We start from the raw sequence: 18,231 nt of genomic DNA, 5'->3' as shown, positions 1-18,231 counted from the left end.
TCGTTCCGCTCGCTCTCCCGGCCCCCGCCCCCCCTCGCCCACCGAGACGTCGACGCTGCCGAGGTAGAGTCAGCCCGCGGGTCGGACGGGACGGTTCACGGGGCAACCGGACAGCGGAGCCACCGCACGACAAGGAGCGTCCGCGCCATGGGAACCACCGTCCACGTCCCGCAGACCCGGGACATGATCGGGGACGAGCTCTCCGGTGACGAGGCGTTCACCGCCCTGCGCCACTACGGCGGGCTGCGGCTGCTGGTCGACTCCTTCACCCGGTTCCGTTACGCCGACGGTTTCACCAACGCGCGCGCCCTCGCCTTCCAAGTGGTGGTCGGCCTGGTCCCGTTCACCGTGGCGCTGGTCGGTCTGGCCACCTCGGTGCACACCGACGCCGTGGGCCGGATCATCGAACTCGCCCTCGGCCAGATCGTGCCCGGAGCCAGCGCCGATGTCGTCGCGGACGCCTTCGACGGGACGCGGCGCAGCGCCCAGGGCGGCGCCTGGAGCACGCTCGCCCTGTGGCTCGGGCTCGGCTTCGCCCTGCTGAACCTCGCCTCGGCCATGGGCCAGATCGAGCGCGGCGCCAACCGCATCTACGGCATCGAGCGCGACCGTCCGTTCCCGCGCAAGTACGCGCGCGCGTTGGTGCTCGCGCTCACGGCCGGCATGCCCATGGTCCTGGGGTTCGTCGTGCTCGTCACCGGCGAGGCCGTCGGTGACGCGGTGGCGCACACCGCCGGGTGGAAGGACGGCGGGCCGCAGTGGTGGGGCGTGCTCGACATCCCGGTGGGGCTCGCCCTGGCCTGGGTGGCCTCGGCGGTGATCTTCCGCTGGTCGCCCCGCCGGGTCCAGCCCGGCTACACCTGGCTGGCGTTCGGCTCGGCCGTCCACCTCCTGCTGTGGGTCTCGGCCACGTGGCTGCTCGCGCTGTACGTGGAGGAGAGCGGCGCCTTCGGCGCCGTGTACGGTCCGCTCACCGCCTTCATCGCCCTGCTGCTGTGGGCCAACCTCACCGCCGTCGCGCTCTTCCTCGGCATCGCGTTCGCCGCCCAACTCGAAGCGGCCCGCGCCGGCATCCAGTCCGCCGTGCACCCTGACCCGGGACCGGGTGCGTGACACGACGTCACCAACCGTCAGCCGCCCGGACCTGACCGCGTCGGCACCCGACTCCGTTGGTATGGACCTGACAGCAGCCTGGAGCTAAGCTCTGCCCAACGCCGAAGAGAGCGCTCTCACTCGCGTTGTTCCGCCCCCACCTCGCTGGAACGACGAAAGGCACCATCCATGAGACGCACCAGACTCCAGCACGCCTGCCTGGCCGTTCTCCTCACGCTCGGCAGCTGGGCCGCGGCGGGAACCCTGCCGGCCGCGGCGAGCGACTCCCCCGCGTCCCCCGCTTCCGCCGCCTCCCCATCCGATTCCGCGACCGCCTCACCGGGTCTGATCCGGGCCATGCAACGGGACTTCGGCCTCTCCAGGGCCGAGGCCGAGGCCCGACTGGCCGCGGAGCGCCACGCCGCCGACCTCGAACCCGCGGCACGCCTGGCCGCCGGAGCCGCCTACGGCGGCTCGTGGTTCGACGCCGACAGCCACCGGCTGACCGTGGCGGTCACCTCGGACGCCGCCCCCACGACGGTCCGGGCCGTCCGGGCCACCGGCGCGCACGTACGGACCGTCGAGCACAGCGCGCGCCGACTGGACGCCGCCAAGGCGCGTGTCGACCGCCTGCGGGCACCGGCCGGTGTCAGCAGCTGGTCCGTCGACCCGGCCGCCAACGCGGTGGTGGTGAACGTGGTCGAGGACCAGGAAACCGACCACGCTGTCCAGCGGTTCCTCGCCCGGGCCCGCGAAGCCGGCCCGGTCACGGTCCGGACGGTGTCCCACGCGCCCGAGACGTTCGCCGCCGGGACAGTGGGCGGTGACCCCTACTACACCGGCAACGTCCGCTGCTCCATAGGCTTCTCGGTCCACGGCGGGTTCGTCACCGCCGGGCACTGCGGCGGGGCGGGCGCCGGGGTCAGCGGCTGGGACCGCTCCTACGTCGGGACCTTCCAGGGCTCCTCGTTCCCCGACAACGACTACGCGTGGGTCAGCGTGGGCAGCGGCTGGTGGACGGTGCCGGTCGTCCTCGGCTGGGGCACGGTCCCGGACCAGCTCGTGCGCGGCTCGGCCGAGGCCCCGGTGGGCGCCTCGATCTGCCGCTCCGGTTCCACCACGCACTGGCACTGCGGCACGGTGCTGGCCAAGAACGAGACGGTCAACTACAGCCAGGGCGCGGTGCACCAGATGACGAAGACCAGCGTCTGCGCCGAACCCGGCGACTCGGGCGGCTCCTTCATCAGCGGTGACCAGGCGCAAGGCGTCACCTCCGGAGGCTGGGGCAACTGCTCCGGCGGCGGGGAGACCTGGTACCAGCCGGTCAACGAGATCCTCGCCCGCTACGGGCTCACGCTGCACACCGCCTGAACCGGCGACGGCCAAAGGGTCCGCCGGGCATCCGGCGTGCTCCTGCGGCCACCGGCTCGCCGTGGTCCCGCGTCCGGGCTCCGGCGAGGCCGCGCGCAAACCCGCCCGGCCGCGCGGAACAGCCGCGGCCCGGGCGCCCACGGACGCCGAGGTCAGCCTGTGGACCGGGGTGGGCGTCAGGCCCTGACCCGTCCGGCTCGCCGGGACGGGGGACGCATCCGTGGCATGGCCCGGATGCGTCCCCTGTCCGTGAGGCGGAGCGGTCAGCCCACGGTGTGCTGGGCGTACGGCACCAGGCGGACGGGGCCCATGAGCCCGTACGCCTGGCGGGCGACGGCGCCGAAGACGCCCGGCTGGGCCGCCCGGAGCCGGTTGATGAGCGGGGTCGCCACCTCGACCTCGATCACGTTGTCGCCGGGCCGCAGGTGTCCGCCGAGGTCGACGACCGGGCGGAGCCGGTCGGCGGGCGGCAGCCGGGTGCCGTTGACGGTGACCCGGAAGGTGTCGCCGACCTGGCCCAGTTCGAGGTACGCGCCGTGCGCCGAGGTCCAGCCGGAAGGCAGCCCGACGGTGGTCCGGTAGCGGCCCACCCCCGCGGAGTCGGCCAGTTCGGGGATCTGCGACCAGGGCAGCAGGGTGTCGAGGGTGAGCGTGCGCCGGACGATGTCGGTGCGCGTCGGCTGGGAGCCGGGGCACCAGTCCTCGACGTCGAGCTGCCAGCGCTGCGGTGTGACGGGCGCGGGCACCGAGCGCACGGTGGTGGTCACCGTACGGCCCTGCGAGAGGCGGGTGGTGTACGTGCCCGGGGCCGAGACGCGCACGGCGAGGCCGCGGTCGGTGAACAGCAGGCGGTCGGCGTCGCCGGCCACCGCGTGCGGGAGGGTGCCGGCGCGGTCCCCGAAGAGTCCGGGCCGGCCGAGCGCGACGACCGTGGCCTGGCCGGGGTCGAGGGTGACGCGCACGGTGACGCCGTCGCCGTCCTCGGTGTAACGCCCGATGCGCCTCACCGCTCCCGTCCACGGGTCGAGGAGGTAGGGGACGGTGGGGCCGCGCCGGGTGCGGCGCAGGGTGACGTCGTGGTCGATGGCCGCGACGGGCGGCTTGACGGTCTCGGCGTGCTTGCCGTTGCAGAGGTAGTAGAAGTCGGTGTCGCCGCTGACGCGGTGGAAGTTCAGGAGGGTGGAGGAGGTGGCGTAGCGGGCGTCGGGGGTGACGCCGAGGGCGGTGAGGGCGGCGCCGACGGCGGCCTTGTCGGTGACGGCTCTGACGTGCGGCAGGGCGAGGAGGCGGGCGAGGACGTCCCGCAGCCGGTCCGTCTCGTCCTGGCCGGGCACGCCCGGCGTGAGCGCCTGGCCGAAGGCACCGAGCAGCACCATCGGCAGCCCCGCCCGGGCCAGCTTCAGCAGCTTGCGGGCGTCGGCGAGCGCGACGGTCGGGGTGGAGCCGTAGAAGAAGTCGCCCTCGACGAACAGGGCCTTGTAGGCGGGGCCGTCCGGGGCGAGGCGGCCGTCAAAGACGCGGGCGCCGGGCAGGTCGAGGAGCGGGCCGCTGAGGAACTGGTGGGTCCAGCCGAGCGGTACGCCGGTCGAGGTGAACCAGGAGGCGCCGATGCCGGTGGCGGTGTAGCCGGTCTGCCGGAAGACGGCCACGTCGGCGCGCGGGGTGCCGGTCTGCAGGACCTGGTGGACGCGGCCGAGGTAGCCGGCGATGTCCTCGACGTGCCGCCAGGTGGGCTGCCGGGGCCCCCAGGACTCGCCGTAGCCGGAGGCGCCGTTGTACGGACTGAAGGCGGCGAAGCCGGGCCAGCTCACGCCGGGGGCGGTCGCGTACGAGAAGCCGTGCACGACCGTCTGGTTGACGCCGGCCGCGTAGGCGCCGCCCATCGTGCGCAGGAACCTGTCCCAGGTCGTGCTGTACGCGGAGCCGTTGTACGCGCCCGCTTCGCAGGACAGCACCGTGTGCCCGGCCATGTCCCGCCCGCCGGCCAGGCTGCGGTAGTCGTCCAGGTTCTTGAAGCCGAGCGACTCGCCCTCGGCGATGTCCAGGAGCGCGGCGGAGGCGATCGCGTCGGTCTGCAGGCCGTACGGCTGTGCCCGCAGCTCCATGCCGAGCGGGTGCGCCCAGTCGCGCAGGGCGGTGACGTGGTGGGTGTGGAACAGGCCGGTGACGGTCTCCCAGAAGTCGTGCCGGATCTGCCGGGTGACCTGGGCCTCGAAGGCGAAGACCTGGTTGCTCCTGTCGAGGACGAGGGCGGGCAGGTACGGCAGGAGGCAATGCCCGGTGTGCCGTTCGAAGGCGTCGGGCAGCGCGGTGGTCCACACGAGGGAGTCGGTCTCCAGCTCGATGGAGTCCTCGAAGAAGGCGCCGCCCGCGGCCTTGAGCAGCCGCCGGACGGTGCCGGTGAGGACGGTGCGCTCCCAGAAGCCGGTGACGGCGGCGGTTCCGGCGGAACCGAAGTGGTCGACGACGTGGGCGGCCGGGGCGGAGTGCGGGCCCGACTCGGGCTGTTGGCCGGTGCCGCGCTGCCAGTAGGAGATCAGCACCCAGTCGCCTTCCGCGGGGGCGGTCCAGGTCAGGGCGCCGTCGCGGACGGTCGCGGTGAGGTCGCGGACGCTCGCGAGATCGAGACCGGTCTCCTTGCGGGTGGCGTTGGCGGGCTCGACGCGGGCGGCCTGGACGGCGAGCAGACGCCGCCGGGTGACACCGGCGGCGGCCTCGTGCACCGGCTCGGGAACGGGACCCCGGTAGGTCGTGCCGGCGGCCACCTCCACGCGGCCGTGGGCGAGTTCCTGGGCCGCCGCGTCGTCGTCGGGGGTGACGCCGGGGACGGCGACGGGCCAGCTGGGGCCGAGCGTGAGGTCGACGGTGAGACCGCGCCGGGCCGCCTGGCGCAGGGCCGCCTCGACGCCCTCGCGCCAGGGGGTGCTGCCCCAGCCGTGGTGCGCGGTGTCCAGGACGGACTTGTCCTTGATGCTGTGGTGGACGGCGGCGATCTCGGCCCCGCCGAAGCCGGCATCGGCGATCTGGTCGATCTCGCGGGCGATCTCGGCCGGTTCGACCAGGCCGTCCGGCCACCACCAGCGGACCTTGGGCCGTACCGAGCGCGGCGCCCGCGCGAACCAGTCGCCGGACAGGTCCTGACGCCCGGTCAGGGGAGCGGCGACGGCGCCCGTCGGGCCGGCCGCCGCGAGCGCCGCGGCGGTTCCGGTGGCCAGCGAGGCCGCCAGGACCGCGCGCCGAGAGACCCCGCCGCGCCGCGAGATGAACTTCTGCATGTGTCGCCCCAAGTTAATTGAATCGTTTCAATCACATGCGAACGCAGGAACGGTAAACCGAGGGCTCGGCAAGGGGCAAGGGGTCGGTGCTCAGCAAGTTCCATGGGTGCTTCGAAGGGCAGGCGCCCCGCCCCGCGGCCCGGGTTCAGGCCTCCATGGCGTGCAGGTCCGCGGGCCCCACCTGCACGTCGGCGAGCACCCGCACTCCGGGGACGGTCCCTCGGGCCGGCCGCGCCGCGAGCCGCGCGGTCAGGGCCTCGCGCAGGCCCCGCTCGTCACCGGGCGCGTAGGCACCGCGGAACCCGGACGGCGCGCGGTCCCGGGTGAGGAAGCGGCGGGTGTTCCGGACGGCGTCACTGCCTCCGGCCCGCACGACCGCGACCGGATCGACGACCGTGCAGCGGTAGGTCACCAGGACCGGGAAGTCCAGCGCCGAGTCGCGCGCCGCCAGCGTCCACGCGACGACCAGCGTCACGTCGCGCCTGAGGTCGACGACGCTCACGGCGGTGGCGCGCGCCGCCAGGGAGGCGTCGACCGTGCCGGCCGTGTACGTGTCCCGGCCGGTCCGGTACACGAGGATCTCGTCCGCCCCGGCGACCAGGGGCCGCCGGCGCAGCGCGCTCCACGGGAGGGACGGCCACAGCTCGCGATGCCGGACGATCGGGTAACGGCGTGTCATAGAGCCGGTCATGACTGAACTCCCGGGTTGAGGAAGACCCTTGCGACGGGCGTCGGCGCGGTCAGTACTGGAGCGCCGTCGCCACGTCCCGGCCGAGGCGCTCGACAGCGGTGAGGTCGAGGCAGTAGTGGACGTAGCGGCCGTTGCGTTCCACGCGTACGAGGCCCAGGTCGCGCAGGGTGCGCAGATGGCGGGAGACCTGAGGGCGGGTCATCCGCAGCCGGTCCGCGAGGTCGGCGGTGGTCATGGCCTGCCGGGCGATCAGCCGGCACAGCCGTACCCGGCGCGGATCGGTGAGCGCGAGCATGCGGCTGCGGGCCAGGGTGACGCCCACCTCCGGTGCGTCGACCGGGAAGTGCACGACCGGCGGCAGGCCCGGCTCGTCCTTCACGAGCAGGTGCGGGGCTCCGTACCTGGTGGGGATCAGCAGTACGGGCGTACGGACCGGACTGATCACCGCGTGGTGCACCTTGTCGAAAACGACGCGTGCGGGTCCGTCCAGCCGGGCGCTGGAGGTGCTGAGCGAGAGCAGGGCCGCCGCGGGCCCCTCGTCCGCGAGCCGTTGCCGCACGCGGCGCGCGGCGAGAGTGAGCGTCGGCTCGGTCTCCCGCCACAGGGAACCGAAGAAGACCACCCGGCACAGACCGAGGAAGTCGAGGACGTCCCCGCGCAGCGCCTCGGGGTCGCGCAACAGGTCCTCGGCGAGGGCCGGATGCGGTTCCGGCAGGCCGGAGGCGGCCTGCCGCAGTGCGGCGGCCTGCGCGGGGTCGTGGCGGACACGGTCGAAGCCGAAGCCGCGGTAGCCGCTGGCGCAGGTGTAGGCGGTGAGTTCGGCGAAGGTGTCCAGCGACAACCGGTCCAGGGAGACGTCGAGCCCCGGGTAGAAGCCCCGCCAGCGCAGCGCCGTCCACAGCGGTGCGAACCGTCGCAGGCCGGCCCGGAAGGCGGGCGGGGCGGACCGCGCGACCTCTTCGGCCCAGGGTGCGTGTTCGGTGTGGTGCGCGTGCCCGGTCAGCACGTGCAGACTCGCCGCGAGCTCCGCGAGCGGCGACACGGTGACGGCGAAGCGGTCGGGGGCGGCCCCTTCCAGGACGATCACGACCGGCATGACCGGGAGTGTAGGTCCGCGGCCCGCTCACGTCAGCACCTCGGCTCCCGCCACGAACTCCGCCCACGCCGCCTCCGGCAGTCCGGGCTCGGTGAGCAGGCCGGCGACGACCGCACCCAGGCCCGCCGCCGCGATCTGCGTGCGGTCGTGGGCGAAGGGGGTCGCGGCCGCCGCGCACATCGCCTCCGAGTGACTCGGCGTCCCGGCCGGGGCGACCTGGACGTACGGATGGATGACCGGCAGCAGCTGCGAGAGGTTGCCGATGTCGGAGGAGCCGGCCGGGCTGTCCTGGTCGCCGGGCGCGATGTCCACGCCGAGCGCCCGCACCGCCTCCCCGAACCGCTCCGCGAGCACGGTGTTGTTGCGGCGCTCCGCGTACAGCGGACCGGTCTCGGAGAGCTCCGCCCGCGTCTCGGTGGCGAGCGCCACGCCCACCGCGGCCGCGCGCACCCGCTCCACCAGGGCACGGGCCGAGGCCGCCGTACGGTCCCGTACGTACAGGTCCACGGCGGCGCGGGCCGGTACGACGTTCGGGGCCTGCCCGCCGTCCGAGACGATCCCATGGATCCGGGCGCTCGGCTCCACGAACTGCCGCATGGCGTCGAGTGCGTTGAGGAACAGCTGGGCGGCGGCCAGCGCGCTGCGTCCCTCCCAGGGCGACTTCGCGGCGTGCGCGCTCACACCGGTGAAGGCGATCCGCAGATGCGCCGCCGCCAGCGCGTGCGCGGCGGTCAGCGAACGGTCGCCCGGGTGGAACATCACCGCGGCGTCGACGCCCTCGAACACCCCGGCCTCGGCCAGCCGCACCTTGCCCGCGCCGCCCATCTCCTCTCCGGGCGTGCCGATCACGGCGACCGTGCCCGGATGCCGGGGCAGGGCGCGTACGACACCGATCGCGGCCGCCGCCCCGCCGGCCGCGATGAGATTGTGCCCGCAGCCGTGCCCGACCCCGGGCAGGGCGTCGTACTCCGCGAGAACGGCGACGTACGGCCCGGGCCGCCCGCTCCCGTGCACCGCCACGAAGGCGGTGTCGAGCCCGCCCACCGGGGCCGTCACCGAGAAGCCCGCCTCCGCGAGCCAGCCGGTCAGCACGTCCCGGGCGTGGAACTCGGCGAACTTCAGCTCCGGCCGCCCGTGGACGGCCAGGCTCACCGCCTCCATCCGGGGCCGCAGCGCGGTGAGTTCGGTGACCAGCTTCTCCAGCAAGGGTGACGTGGCAGGCATGGCGGACTTGGCAGGCATGGCGGACATGGGGCTCCCGTCGGACGAGACCGAGCGACACGCCTCACGCGTCGCATACGACGAGACTGCGGCCCCGACGGCCGGAGCGGCGCCGGGTTACCGCTTCCCAGGTAACCCTGGGCGGCGCGGCCTCTCCCCCGCGGCCCGGGATCGCCTCCCCGTCGCGGGCGCACCCGTCTTCCCGTATGCGGTGGCCGACCGGCTCGGCTGCGGGAGCGCTGGTCATGGACTGTGCACGTACCCAGTCAGGACACCTCGCCGGAACGCCCGCCAACAGGTGGAAATCCAGGTGACACACATATTTACAGTGCCTGTTACCTCCCTTACTGTGAACGTTCACGGACACCCCTACATGCGCATGTCAGGCCTGTCGGCCCGGCTTCGCCCCGTCTGATCAAAGGAGGTCGGGATGACCGTGAACGGTCCAGGCCGCACCGTGAAGCTCGCCTTGTTCTTGGCGGCAGTCGCCCTGCCCGCGTCCCTGCTCACCACGCCCACGAGCGCCTCTGCCGCGAACTCGCTGAGCATGCTCGGCGCCGACGTCTCGACCGCGCAACGCGCCCTCGACCTCGGTGCCAAGTACTACGACGCGAGCGGCACCGCCAGGGACCCGCTCGACGTCCTCAAGGGCCTCGGCGTGAACTACGTCCGCCTGCGGGTCTGGAACAACCCCGCCAGCGGCTACAACAACAAGGCCAAGGTGCTGGCGTACGCCAAGCAGGTCAAGGCCAAGGGCCTCAAGCTGCTGGTCGACTTCCACTACTCGGACACCTGGGCGGACCCGGGCAAGCAGTACAAGCCCGCGGCGTGGGCGAGCCATGGCATCAACCAGCTGCAGACGGACGTCTACAACTACACCTACGACGTCTGCAACAGCCTCAAGTCCCAGGGCACCACCCCGGACAGCGTGCAGATCGGCAACGAGATCAACGTCGGCATGCTGTGGGACGAAGGCAAGGTGGTCAACAACGACTTCACCAACCTCAGCCTGCTGCTCAAGTCGGGGTACAACGCGACCAAGGCGTGCAACAGCGCCACCAAGGTGATCATTCACACCGCCAACTCGGACAGCGACGCGCACGCCCGCTGGTTCTATGACGGCATCAAGGCCAAGGGCGTCAGCTGGGACATCACCGGGCTGTCCTACTACTGCCCGTGGCACGGCACACTGGCCAACATGGGCAGCGTGGTGTCCGACATGAAGTCGCGGTACGGCAAGGACGTCGTCATCGCCGAGACGGCCTACCCGTTCACCTCGGCGAACGCGGACGGCACCGGCAACTCCATCACCACCGGCTGCTCGGGCTACCCGCTCAGCTGGCAGGGGCAGGCCGACAACTTCACCGCCGTCCAGAACACGGCCCGCACCGCCGGCGCGATCGGCGTCTTCTACTGGGAGCCCACCTGGTACGCGGTGCCCGGCAACGGGTGGGATCCGGCCGACATCAACAACAGCGGCAACGGCTGGGACAACATGGCCATCTTCAACTGGACCGGCCAGGTGAACCCGAACATCAAGTGGACGCCGTAGCGCCGGGAACGGACGTGACGGGCGCGGTCGGGCGGGACACCCTTCGGCTGCGGACCGACGGCTGAAACGGGGAACGAGCGGCGTCGCCCGAGGCGGCGCCGCTCGCGTCGAGTCGCGTCAGCCAGTCGAGGCAGCCAGTTGGTGTCGGGAGTCTGCGGTACGCCGGGGCGCTGACCATTGTCGGCTGTTCAGGGTGAGACCCGCAGGACCAGTTGGGTCCGCAGAGTCATACGCGGCGCACCCATACTCGTACTCTACGTAGCCTGGTGTCCGGATGGGCGACTCAGCGTCGGTCCTTCAGCAGGGCGCAGACGAAGTTCTCCTGGACGGCGCGCAGCCGCAGCAACCCCTCCGGGTCCGAGGACTGGTTGATCTGGGTGGTGACGGAGAACGTCAGCGAGCGGCGGCCGTCGGGGGTGGCGGCCACCAGTTGGGTGTAGCCGGGGAAGTTCCCGGTGTGGCCCAGCACCACACCGCACCGCGTCGCATAGCGGAAGATCGCCAGTCCCGCGGTGTTGCGTCCCGGGCCCGCAGGCTCGGACGCGCCGGCGATCCAGCGCCGCTGCTCGCGCACCACCTTCCCGCCGTACAGCGCTCCCCCGGCGTAGCCGCTGATGAAGCGGGTCATGTCGGCCGGGGTGGAGACGATGCCGCCCGAGGCCCAGACCCCGGAGGTACTGAGGACCTCGCTGACGTCCTCCGGGAGCGCCGACGGGCTCACGTCGTAGCCGTGCAGGTACGGCTCACGCATCCGGTACCCGTGCGGGAGGCTGGTGGCGCGCAGGCCCAACGGCCGGTTGACCAGCTCGCGCAGCAGTCGCTCGTACGGCTTGCCGGTGACCGCTTCCGCCATCAGCGCCACGGCGATGTTGTCGGAGTTGGAGTACCGGTAGCGCGAACCCGGCCGGAACCGAAGCGGCTCGTCGGCCACGTAGCGGAGGAGGCGACGGGAGTCGAAGCGGTGCCGGGGGTCGGCCGCGATCTCGGCCCGGAACGCCGGGTCCTCGGTGTAATCCGGCAGGCCGCTCGTGTGGTTGAGCAGCTGGCGCAGTGTCACGGAGCCCCAGGCAGCGGGCAGGCGGGGCAGGCGCTTGCGCAGGGTGTCGCCCAGCCGCAGGTCGCGACGGTCGACCAGGGACAGCGCCACCGCTCCGCTGAAGGCTTTGGCCGTGCTCGCGACGCGCATATGGTCGTCCGGGCGGGGCGGGCGTCCCGTACGAAGGTCGGCGACACCGGCGCGCAGTACGCGGACGTCCTTGCCGTTCCGCAGCAGGGCGATGGCGCCGGGCGGGCCGCCGGGGGCGCGCACCAGCCGGGCGAGCTGACCGCGCAGCTCCTGGTCGTGGGACGTGCCGGGGGCGGCGTCGGCGGCCGTGCTCACGGCGGCCGGGGCCAGCGCGGCGAGACAGGCGGCGAGGACGGCCGTCGTCCACAGCCTCGGCCGGAGGGCGGCGCGGCGCGGGCGCGGCGCGGAACGCAGAGGCATTGGGGCTCCTGGGAGTGGGCGGTACTGCGGTTCAGCCTCACCGGCGGCACCTGCCGCCCGCCCCTCGGACTGCTGCATACGGCCCAGCGCCACCCCGCACCCGCACGGGCACCCGGGCGGTCCGAGACGTTCGGCTCACCTGCCCGGGGCTCGCCCCGCGCGTTCCCTGCGGCGATGCGAGCACCGGGTGGCCCCCCGGGTTCCGCCCGGGTCGGGCCAGTCGTGCCGAGGTCAGCTCCGGCCCGCTTGCCGGGGGACGCAAGCCGCAACCGGGGCCGAAACCATCGGCCTCAACCAATGCCGAGGCCAGGAGCTCTATGCCTGTTGGGCGGCGAGCCGGTCAGCAGCTTTCCGGCGTTGCGGCTGAAGGGGGTCTACGAGAACGCCAGATCCCTTACCCGGCAGGTAAGTCCAGGATCTGATCTTCCTGCCCGGCCGGACACGCCGTGGCCCTGTCCGACCCCGGTGGGCAGCACCACCAACGCAAAGCCTCTTTCGGGGACTTTTGCACCGGATGCCACCTGCGCGAGCGGTGCACCAAAGCCAAGCCCGGACGCATCCTGACCATCCGGCCCCACCACGACCTCCAGACAGCCGCCCGCCACCAGGCCGCCACCGACCCCGGCTGGCAGGCCGACTACCGCCGCTGGCGGCCACCGGTCGAACGCGCCGTCGCCTAGATCGTCCACTGCGCTACCGCGGCACCATCAAGAACGACACCTGGCTCCACACCCGGGCCGCCGCCCTCAACCTCCGCCGACTGATCAACCTCGGACTCACCCACACCAGCGGCACCTGGCACATCGCACCAGCCGGTACATGACCGCAGGGGCTGTCCGGCCTGACGGCCGGACAGCCCCTCACCAAGATCTTCATCGACCTTCTAGCAGTGATAACCATCAGAACACTCCGCGAGCAGCACTCCGAAGACCCAGAAGAGGAGAACCGACACGCTGGACACGACTCCCATGATCGCGAAGCGCCGGCGAGCTTGCCGTCGATGGCCTCCGAGCGCCAGAGTGAACCCCGTGGCCGACGCGGCCACCGCACTGATCACAGCAACCAGCGCGAACAATTCGCCGAACTCCTCCCGTACCTCCGGAGCTCCCATCGCAGATGCGATCACAGGGGTCAGCAAGATAAGCGGAGTGGTCATCCACCACCACGACAACCCTGTGATCACCCGGTCTGACGCGGAGGGCGTCCGGCCGGCAGCCCGCACGTCACTCGCACACGGTCCGCATGGCCTCTGGCTGATGACATGCCGAAAGCATAGGTCGTCCCACTGCCCGACAGCGCTCAGAGCGACGATCTCCATTCCGACCCTGGGCTTCGACCCGGCCGCAGGTATGGCACAGGATCCGCTGTGGTGAGGTGTGGCCGTCGGGCCGCAGCCAGCAGGTGATGCGATGGCCGGGACGAGCCGGTGGTCAGCAGCCCACGACAGCGGCACCGCGGCGAGGGCCCGCCGCAGTCGGCCGGTGTCGCCTGCGGCCACGGGCCCCAGCGGCTACGCGGGGATCTCCGCACACGCCGTGGCCCGGCACCGGACGGTCTCCGCGCACCGCACGACCCACCGTCGCCCGGCGAGGTCGACGACCGCCGGTGCCGGGTGCCGGTCCGGTGTGCTCAGCCGGCCAGCGTCGAGCGGACCACCGCCTTGGCCTCCTCCTGCACCTGACCGAGGTGGTCGGGGCCGAGGAACGACTCGGCGTAGATCTTGTAGACGTCCTCGGTGCCCGAAGGGCGTGCCGCGAACCAGGCGTTGGCGGTGGTCACCTTGATGCCGCCGATGGCCGCCTGGTTGCCGGGCGCCTCGGTGAGTACGGCGGTGACCGCTTCGCCGGCCAGGGTGTCCGCGCTGACCTGGGCGGGCGAGAGCTTGCCGAGCAGGGCCTTCTCCTCGCGCGTCGCGGGTGCGTCGATGCGCGCGTACGCGGGCTCGCCGAAACGGGCGGTCATCGCGGTGTAGTGCTCCGACGGCGTCTTCCCGGTGACCGCGAGGATCTCGGAGGCGAGCAGCGCCAGGATGATGCCGTCCTTGTCGGTGGTCCACACCGAGCCGTCGCGGCGCAGGAACGACGCGCCGGCCGACTCCTCGCCGCCGAAACCGAGCGACCCGTCGACGAGCCCGTCCACGAACCACTTGAACCCGACGGGCACTTCGACCAGCCGGCGTCCCAGGTCGGCGGCGACCCGGTCGATCATCCCGGACGACACCAGCGTCTTGCCGATCCCCGCGTCGGCGGGCCACCCCGTGCGGTGCGCGTACAGGTAGGAGATCGCCGCGGCCAGGTAGTGGTTGGGGTTCATCAGCCCCGCGTCGGGCGTGACGATGCCGTGCCGGTCGGCGTCGGCGTCGTTGCCGGTGGCGATCTGGAAACGGTCGCGCTGCTCGATGAGCGAGGCCATGGCGAACGGCGACGAGCAGTCCATCCGGATCTTGCCGTCCCAGTCCAGCGTCATGAACCGCCAGGTGGGGTCCGCGAGCGGGTTGACCACGGTCAGGTCGAGCCGGTGCTCCTCGGCGATCCGGCCCCAGTAGGCGACCGACGCGCCGCCCAGCGGGTCGGCGCCGATCCGGACACCGGCCGCGCGGACCGCGTCCAGGTCCAGGACGCTCGGCAGGTCGGCGACGTAGGCGCCGAGGAAGTCGTGGCGGCCCGTGCCCTCGGCGGCGAGCGCCCGCGCGTAGGGGACGCGCCGGACGTCCTTGAGGCCGTTCGCGATGATCTCGTTGGCCCGGTCCTGGATCCAGGTCGTCGCCTGGGAGGCGGCCGGGCCGCCGCTCGGCGGGTTGTACTTGAAGCCGCCGTCGGCGGGCGGGTTGTGGGAGGGCGTGACCACGACGCCGTCGGCGAGGCCCGAGGTCCGTCCGCGGTTGTGGGTGAGGATGGCGTGCGAGACCGCGGGGGTGGGCGTGTAGCCGTCCGCACTGTCGATGAGCACGGTCACCTCGTTGGCCGCGAACACCTCCAGGGCGGTGACCCTCGCCGGCTCCGACAGGGCATGGGTGTCGGCTCCCAGGAACAGGGGACCGTCGGTGCCCTGGCCGGCGCGGTACTCGCAGATGGCCTGACTGGTCGCCGCGATGTGGGCCTCGTTGAACGAGACCGACAGCGACGATCCGCGGTGTCCGGACGTCCCGAACGCGACGCGTTGCCCCGGCTCGGCCGGATCGGGGTGCAACGCGTAGTACGCGGTGACCAGTTGGGCGACATCGACGAGGTCCGCCGGATCGGCCGGCTTGCCCGCTCGCTCGTGCTGCATGCCCGCTCCCACACATCGTTCGACCTACGCTGACGCCCCCATCTTTCCTCGTCACGGCCGCGTTCCGCGAGTCCGCCCCCGGTTCACCGGTCGCCGGGCCGCGCGGACGGCCTTCGGCACAGCCGGGCGGAGGGCCGCACCGGGACGGGACAGCGGGTTCGGCGGCACGCGCAGAGGCCGGTGAGAGGTCAAGTACCCGCCCGCTGCCGGGATCGCGCCTGTGCATAAGGTGTGGGCGGGGTCGCCGGTGAGGCCGGTGAGGCGCCCCGTGCGGGAACGTAGCCGAGGGGAAGACAGCCGTCCGATGAATCAGATCCTGTTCGCCGGGGCCGTCGGCCTCTTTCTGACCCTGCTCGGCACCCCGCTGCTGATCAAACTGCTGGCCCGCAAGGGGTACGGGCAGTTCATCCGGGACGACGGGCCCCGCGGCCACCACGGCAAGCGCGGCACGCCGACGATGGGCGGCATCGCCTTCATCCTGGCCACCCTCGTCGCGTACGCCCTGACCAAGATCATCACCGGCGAGAGCGTGACCTACCCGGGTCTGCTGGTGCTGTTCCTGATGGCGGGCATGGGCGTGGTCGGATTCCTGGACGACTACATCAAGATCGTCAAGCGGCGTTCGCTGGGGCTGCGGGCCGGCGCGAAGATGGCCGGGCAGCTGATCGTCGGCATCGTGTTCGCCGTCCTGGCCATCCAGTTCGCGGACGAACGCGGTCAGACCCCGGCCTCCATGAGGCTGTCGTTCGTCACCGACTTCGGCTGGACCCTCGGGCCCGTGCTGTTCGTCGTGTGGGCCCTGTTCATGATCCTGGCCATGTCGAACGGGGTGAACCTGACGGACGGGCTGGACGGGCTGGCGACCGGCGCCTCGGTCATGGTCTTCGGCGGATACACCTTCATCGGCCTGTGGCAGTTCCAGAACTCCTGCGCCAACGCGATGAACCTCACCGACCCCGCCGCCTGCATGGAGGTCCGCGACCCGCTGGACCTCGCCGTCATCGCCTCCGCGCTGATGGGAGCCTGCTTCGGGTTCCTGTGGTGGAACACCTCACCCGCCAAGATCTTCATGGGGGACACCGGCTCGCTCGCCCTCGGCGGCGCCCTGGCCGGACTGGCGATCTGCTCCCGCACCCAGCTGCTGCTCGTCCTGCTGGGCGGCCTGTTCGTACTGATCACGCTGTCCGTGGTCATCCAGGTCGGCTCGTTCAAGATGACCGGCAAGCGGGTCTTCAAGATGGCGCCGCTTCAGCATCACTTCGAACTCAAAGGCTGGTCCGAAGTACTGGTCGTGGTCCGTTTCTGGACCATCCAGGGCATGTGCGTGATCGTCGGCCTCGGCCTGTTCTACGCCGGGTGGGCGGCGGGCTGAGGCGGGCCGGCCGCTGCGGCGCACGGAGCTGCGCGGCCTCGCCCTCCCGCCTCGCGCGCCCTGGGGCCGTGGGCAGGACCGGCGACACGACCTCGCCGCCGCACGTCGTCCGGGCAGGGTGGGGAGCTCTGCGGGGTTTGATCCGTGCTGATACGAGTACGCACAGAATATGGCCCAGTCGATACGTGAGACCGAACGCAAGTACGCGGCCCCGGCGGCCGACGACACCTCCTGGCTGCCCGACCTCACCGACGTGGACGGCGTCGCGTCCGTCGAGGACCGCGGCACCGACGATCTCGACGCCGTGTATTACGACACCGTGGATCTGCGGCTGGCCGGCGCCTCGGCCACCCTGCGCCGCAGGACCGGCGGGGCCGATGCGGGCTGGCACCTCAAGCTGCCCCTGTCCGGCGACAGCCGGGAGGAGGTGCGCGCCCCGCTGTCCGACGCGGTCCCGGACGAGCTGCGTGAGCTGATGGTCTCCCGCACCCGGGGCGCGGACGTGCGGCCCGTCGTCCGCATCCGCACCGAGCGCCGCAGGCGCGAACTGATCGACGACGAGGGCACCGTGCTGGCCGAGCTGAGCATCGACGCGGTCGACGCCGAGTCCCTGCTGGCCGGCGCCACCCGGGCCTCGTGGACGGAGCTGGAGGTCGAACTCGCCGGGGACGCCGACCCCGCGCTGCTGCGGGCCCTGGACAAGAGGCTGCGCAAGCACGGCGTCGAGCGGCTGTCCGGTCCCTCCAAGCTGGCCCGGGCGCTGGAGGAGACGGCGGTGGGCGCGCCCCGCCTGCCGGACGCCCGCGCCGAGGACGTGGTGCCCGGCTCGGCCGGCGACCTGCTCCTCGGGTACGTGGAGAAGCAGGTGCGGACCTTGGTGGACCTCGATCCCTCGGTCCGCCGGAACCTGCCGGACTCGGTGCACCAGATGCGGGTCGCCTGCCGTCGGCTGCGCGGTGTGCTGCGGTCCTACCGTTCGGTCCTGGACCGCGAGGCCACCGATCCCGTCCGCGAGGAGCTCAGGTGGCTGGCCGGCGAGCTCGGCGCGGAACGCGACCACGAGGTGCTCCAGGAGCGGCTCAGCACACGGGTCGGGGCCCTGCCGCGGGAACTGGTCCTGGGTCCCGTCACCGCCCGGCTCCAGGCGTGGCACGTCACCAAGAGCTCCGAGGCCCGGACCCGCACGCAGGACGCCCTCGCCTCGGCGCGCTATCTGGCCCTGCTGGACGCGCTGGCCGAACTGGTCGCGCGGCCTGCGCTGCGCCCCAAGGCCGCCCGGAAGCCGGAGGCCGTGGCCGCCAGGGCGGTCCTCAAGGAGTACGACCGGTTCGCCGCCAGGGTCGCGGCCGCTCTGGAGCTGCCGGCAGAGGCGGACCGGGACACGGACCTGCACCAGGCGCGCAAGGCGGCCAAGAAGGCCCGGTACGCGACGGAACCGGCCCGCGCCGCGCTCGGCAAGCCCGTCAAGCGTCTCGGGAAGCGCGTCCAGGCCGTGCAGAAGGTGCTCGGCGAACACCAGGACAGCGTGGTGGCCCGCCACGAGCTGCGGCGCCTGGCCGTAGCGGCCGGCGTGGTGGGTGAGGCGAGCTTCACGTGGGGGCTTCTGTACGGACGCGAGCAGGCGGTGGCCGGCGATCGGCAGCGAGAGCTGCCAGGGGTGTGGGAACGCGCCTCGGAGCCGGCGCTGCGCGAGGCGATCAAGCACTGAGGGGCGGAGGGCCCGAAGGCCGGCGTCCTTGGCCTGCGTCCTTGGCCTGCGTCCTTGGCCTGCGTACGTACCCGCGTACCCGCGGGCCCGTGTACCT

General features: G+C 72.4%; 12 protein-coding genes and 2 pseudogenes. 6 read left to right on the top strand and 8 right to left on the bottom strand.

Annotated elements, in window-relative coordinates; translation table 11 throughout:
* Positions 1-147: 147 nt before the first annotated feature.
* Positions 148-1,113, top strand: a complete 966-nt coding sequence (locus tag ACWD0J_RS06505) for a YihY/virulence factor BrkB family protein (protein WP_451494623.1) — start codon at positions 148-150, stop codon at positions 1,111-1,113.
* Positions 1,114-1,281: 168 nt separating this feature from the next.
* A complete protein-coding gene (locus ACWD0J_RS06500; protein WP_451494622.1) occupies positions 1,282-2,463 on the top strand; it encodes a S1 family peptidase in 1,182 nt (393 codons plus the stop codon).
* 263 nt (positions 2,464-2,726) lie between these two features.
* Here the strand turns inward: ACWD0J_RS06500 and ACWD0J_RS06495 are convergent, their stop codons facing one another.
* The 4 genes from ACWD0J_RS06495 to ACWD0J_RS06480 all read right to left on the bottom strand — a co-directional run bounded on the left by ACWD0J_RS06495 (position 2,727) and on the right by ACWD0J_RS06480 (position 8,749).
* Positions 2,727-5,738 (bottom strand): glycosyl hydrolase, encoded by a 3,012-nt coding sequence (locus tag ACWD0J_RS06495; RefSeq protein ID WP_451494621.1) that lies wholly within the window; start codon positions 5,736-5,738, stop codon positions 2,727-2,729.
* A gap of 145 nt (positions 5,739-5,883) precedes the next feature.
* Complete coding sequence (locus ACWD0J_RS06490; RefSeq protein ID WP_451494620.1) at positions 5,884-6,429, bottom strand: hypothetical protein; 546 nt, start codon at positions 6,427-6,429, stop codon at positions 5,884-5,886.
* A gap of 49 nt (positions 6,430-6,478) precedes the next feature.
* Positions 6,479-7,525 carry a DUF5937 family protein gene (locus tag ACWD0J_RS06485; protein ID WP_451494619.1) on the bottom strand — a complete coding sequence of 349 codons (1,047 nt, stop codon included), beginning with the start codon at positions 7,523-7,525 and terminating at the stop codon, positions 6,479-6,481.
* A gap of 27 nt (positions 7,526-7,552) precedes the next feature.
* A complete protein-coding gene (locus tag ACWD0J_RS06480) occupies positions 7,553-8,749 on the bottom strand; it encodes a M20 family metallopeptidase (RefSeq protein ID WP_451494618.1) in 1,197 nt (398 codons plus the stop codon).
* Positions 8,750-9,176: 427 nt separating this feature from the next.
* On the opposite strand from ACWD0J_RS06480, the gene ACWD0J_RS06475 reads away from it, so the two are divergent.
* On the top strand, positions 9,177-10,298 hold the full coding sequence (locus ACWD0J_RS06475) for a glycoside hydrolase family 53 protein (RefSeq protein WP_451494617.1): 1,122 nt from the start codon (positions 9,177-9,179) through the stop codon (positions 10,296-10,298).
* Positions 10,299-10,581: 283 nt separating this feature from the next.
* Here the strand turns inward: ACWD0J_RS06475 and ACWD0J_RS06470 are convergent, their stop codons facing one another.
* Positions 10,582-11,784: a serine hydrolase domain-containing protein gene (locus ACWD0J_RS06470; RefSeq protein WP_451494616.1), complete on the bottom strand. Its 1,203-nt coding sequence runs from the start codon at positions 11,782-11,784 to the stop codon at positions 10,582-10,584.
* A gap of 437 nt (positions 11,785-12,221) precedes the next feature.
* On the opposite strand from ACWD0J_RS06470, the pseudogene ACWD0J_RS06465 reads away from it, so the two are divergent.
* A pseudogene (locus tag ACWD0J_RS06465) lies at positions 12,222-12,464 on the top strand (transposase); the annotation flags it as partial.
* A 203-nt stretch (positions 12,465-12,667) separates the two neighbouring features.
* Here ACWD0J_RS06465 and ACWD0J_RS06460 read toward each other — a convergent pair.
* From ACWD0J_RS06460 to pgm, 3 genes and pseudogenes are all read right to left on the bottom strand, one after another.
* On the bottom strand, positions 12,668-12,940 hold the full coding sequence (locus ACWD0J_RS06460; RefSeq protein WP_451494615.1) for a hypothetical protein: 273 nt from the start codon (positions 12,938-12,940) through the stop codon (positions 12,668-12,670).
* A gap of 169 nt (positions 12,941-13,109) precedes the next feature.
* Positions 13,110-13,270: pseudogene (locus tag ACWD0J_RS06455) on the bottom strand (transposase); the annotation flags it as partial.
* 143 nt (positions 13,271-13,413) lie between these two features.
* Positions 13,414-15,054 carry a phosphoglucomutase (alpha-D-glucose-1,6-bisphosphate-dependent) gene (pgm, locus tag ACWD0J_RS06450; protein WP_451494614.1) on the bottom strand — a complete coding sequence of 547 codons (1,641 nt, stop codon included), beginning with the start codon at positions 15,052-15,054 and terminating at the stop codon, positions 13,414-13,416.
* A 304-nt stretch (positions 15,055-15,358) separates the two neighbouring features.
* On the opposite strand from pgm, the gene mraY reads away from it, so the two are divergent.
* Together mraY and ACWD0J_RS06440 are read left to right on the top strand one after the other, a co-directional pair.
* Positions 15,359-16,426, top strand: coding sequence for a phospho-N-acetylmuramoyl-pentapeptide-transferase (gene mraY / locus ACWD0J_RS06445; protein ID WP_451494613.1), 1,068 nt, complete (start codon positions 15,359-15,361; stop codon positions 16,424-16,426).
* Positions 16,427-16,595: 169 nt separating this feature from the next.
* Entirely contained in the window at positions 16,596-18,134 is a 1,539-nt protein-coding gene (locus ACWD0J_RS06440; protein WP_451494612.1) for a CYTH and CHAD domain-containing protein, read from the top strand.
* The last annotated feature ends 97 nt before the right edge of the window (positions 18,135-18,231 follow it).

This window comes from Streptomyces sp. NPDC003011, assembly GCF_053591515.1.
The sequence above is the reverse complement of the archived record's forward strand: the minus strand, read 5'-3'. Positions and strand labels throughout refer to the sequence as shown.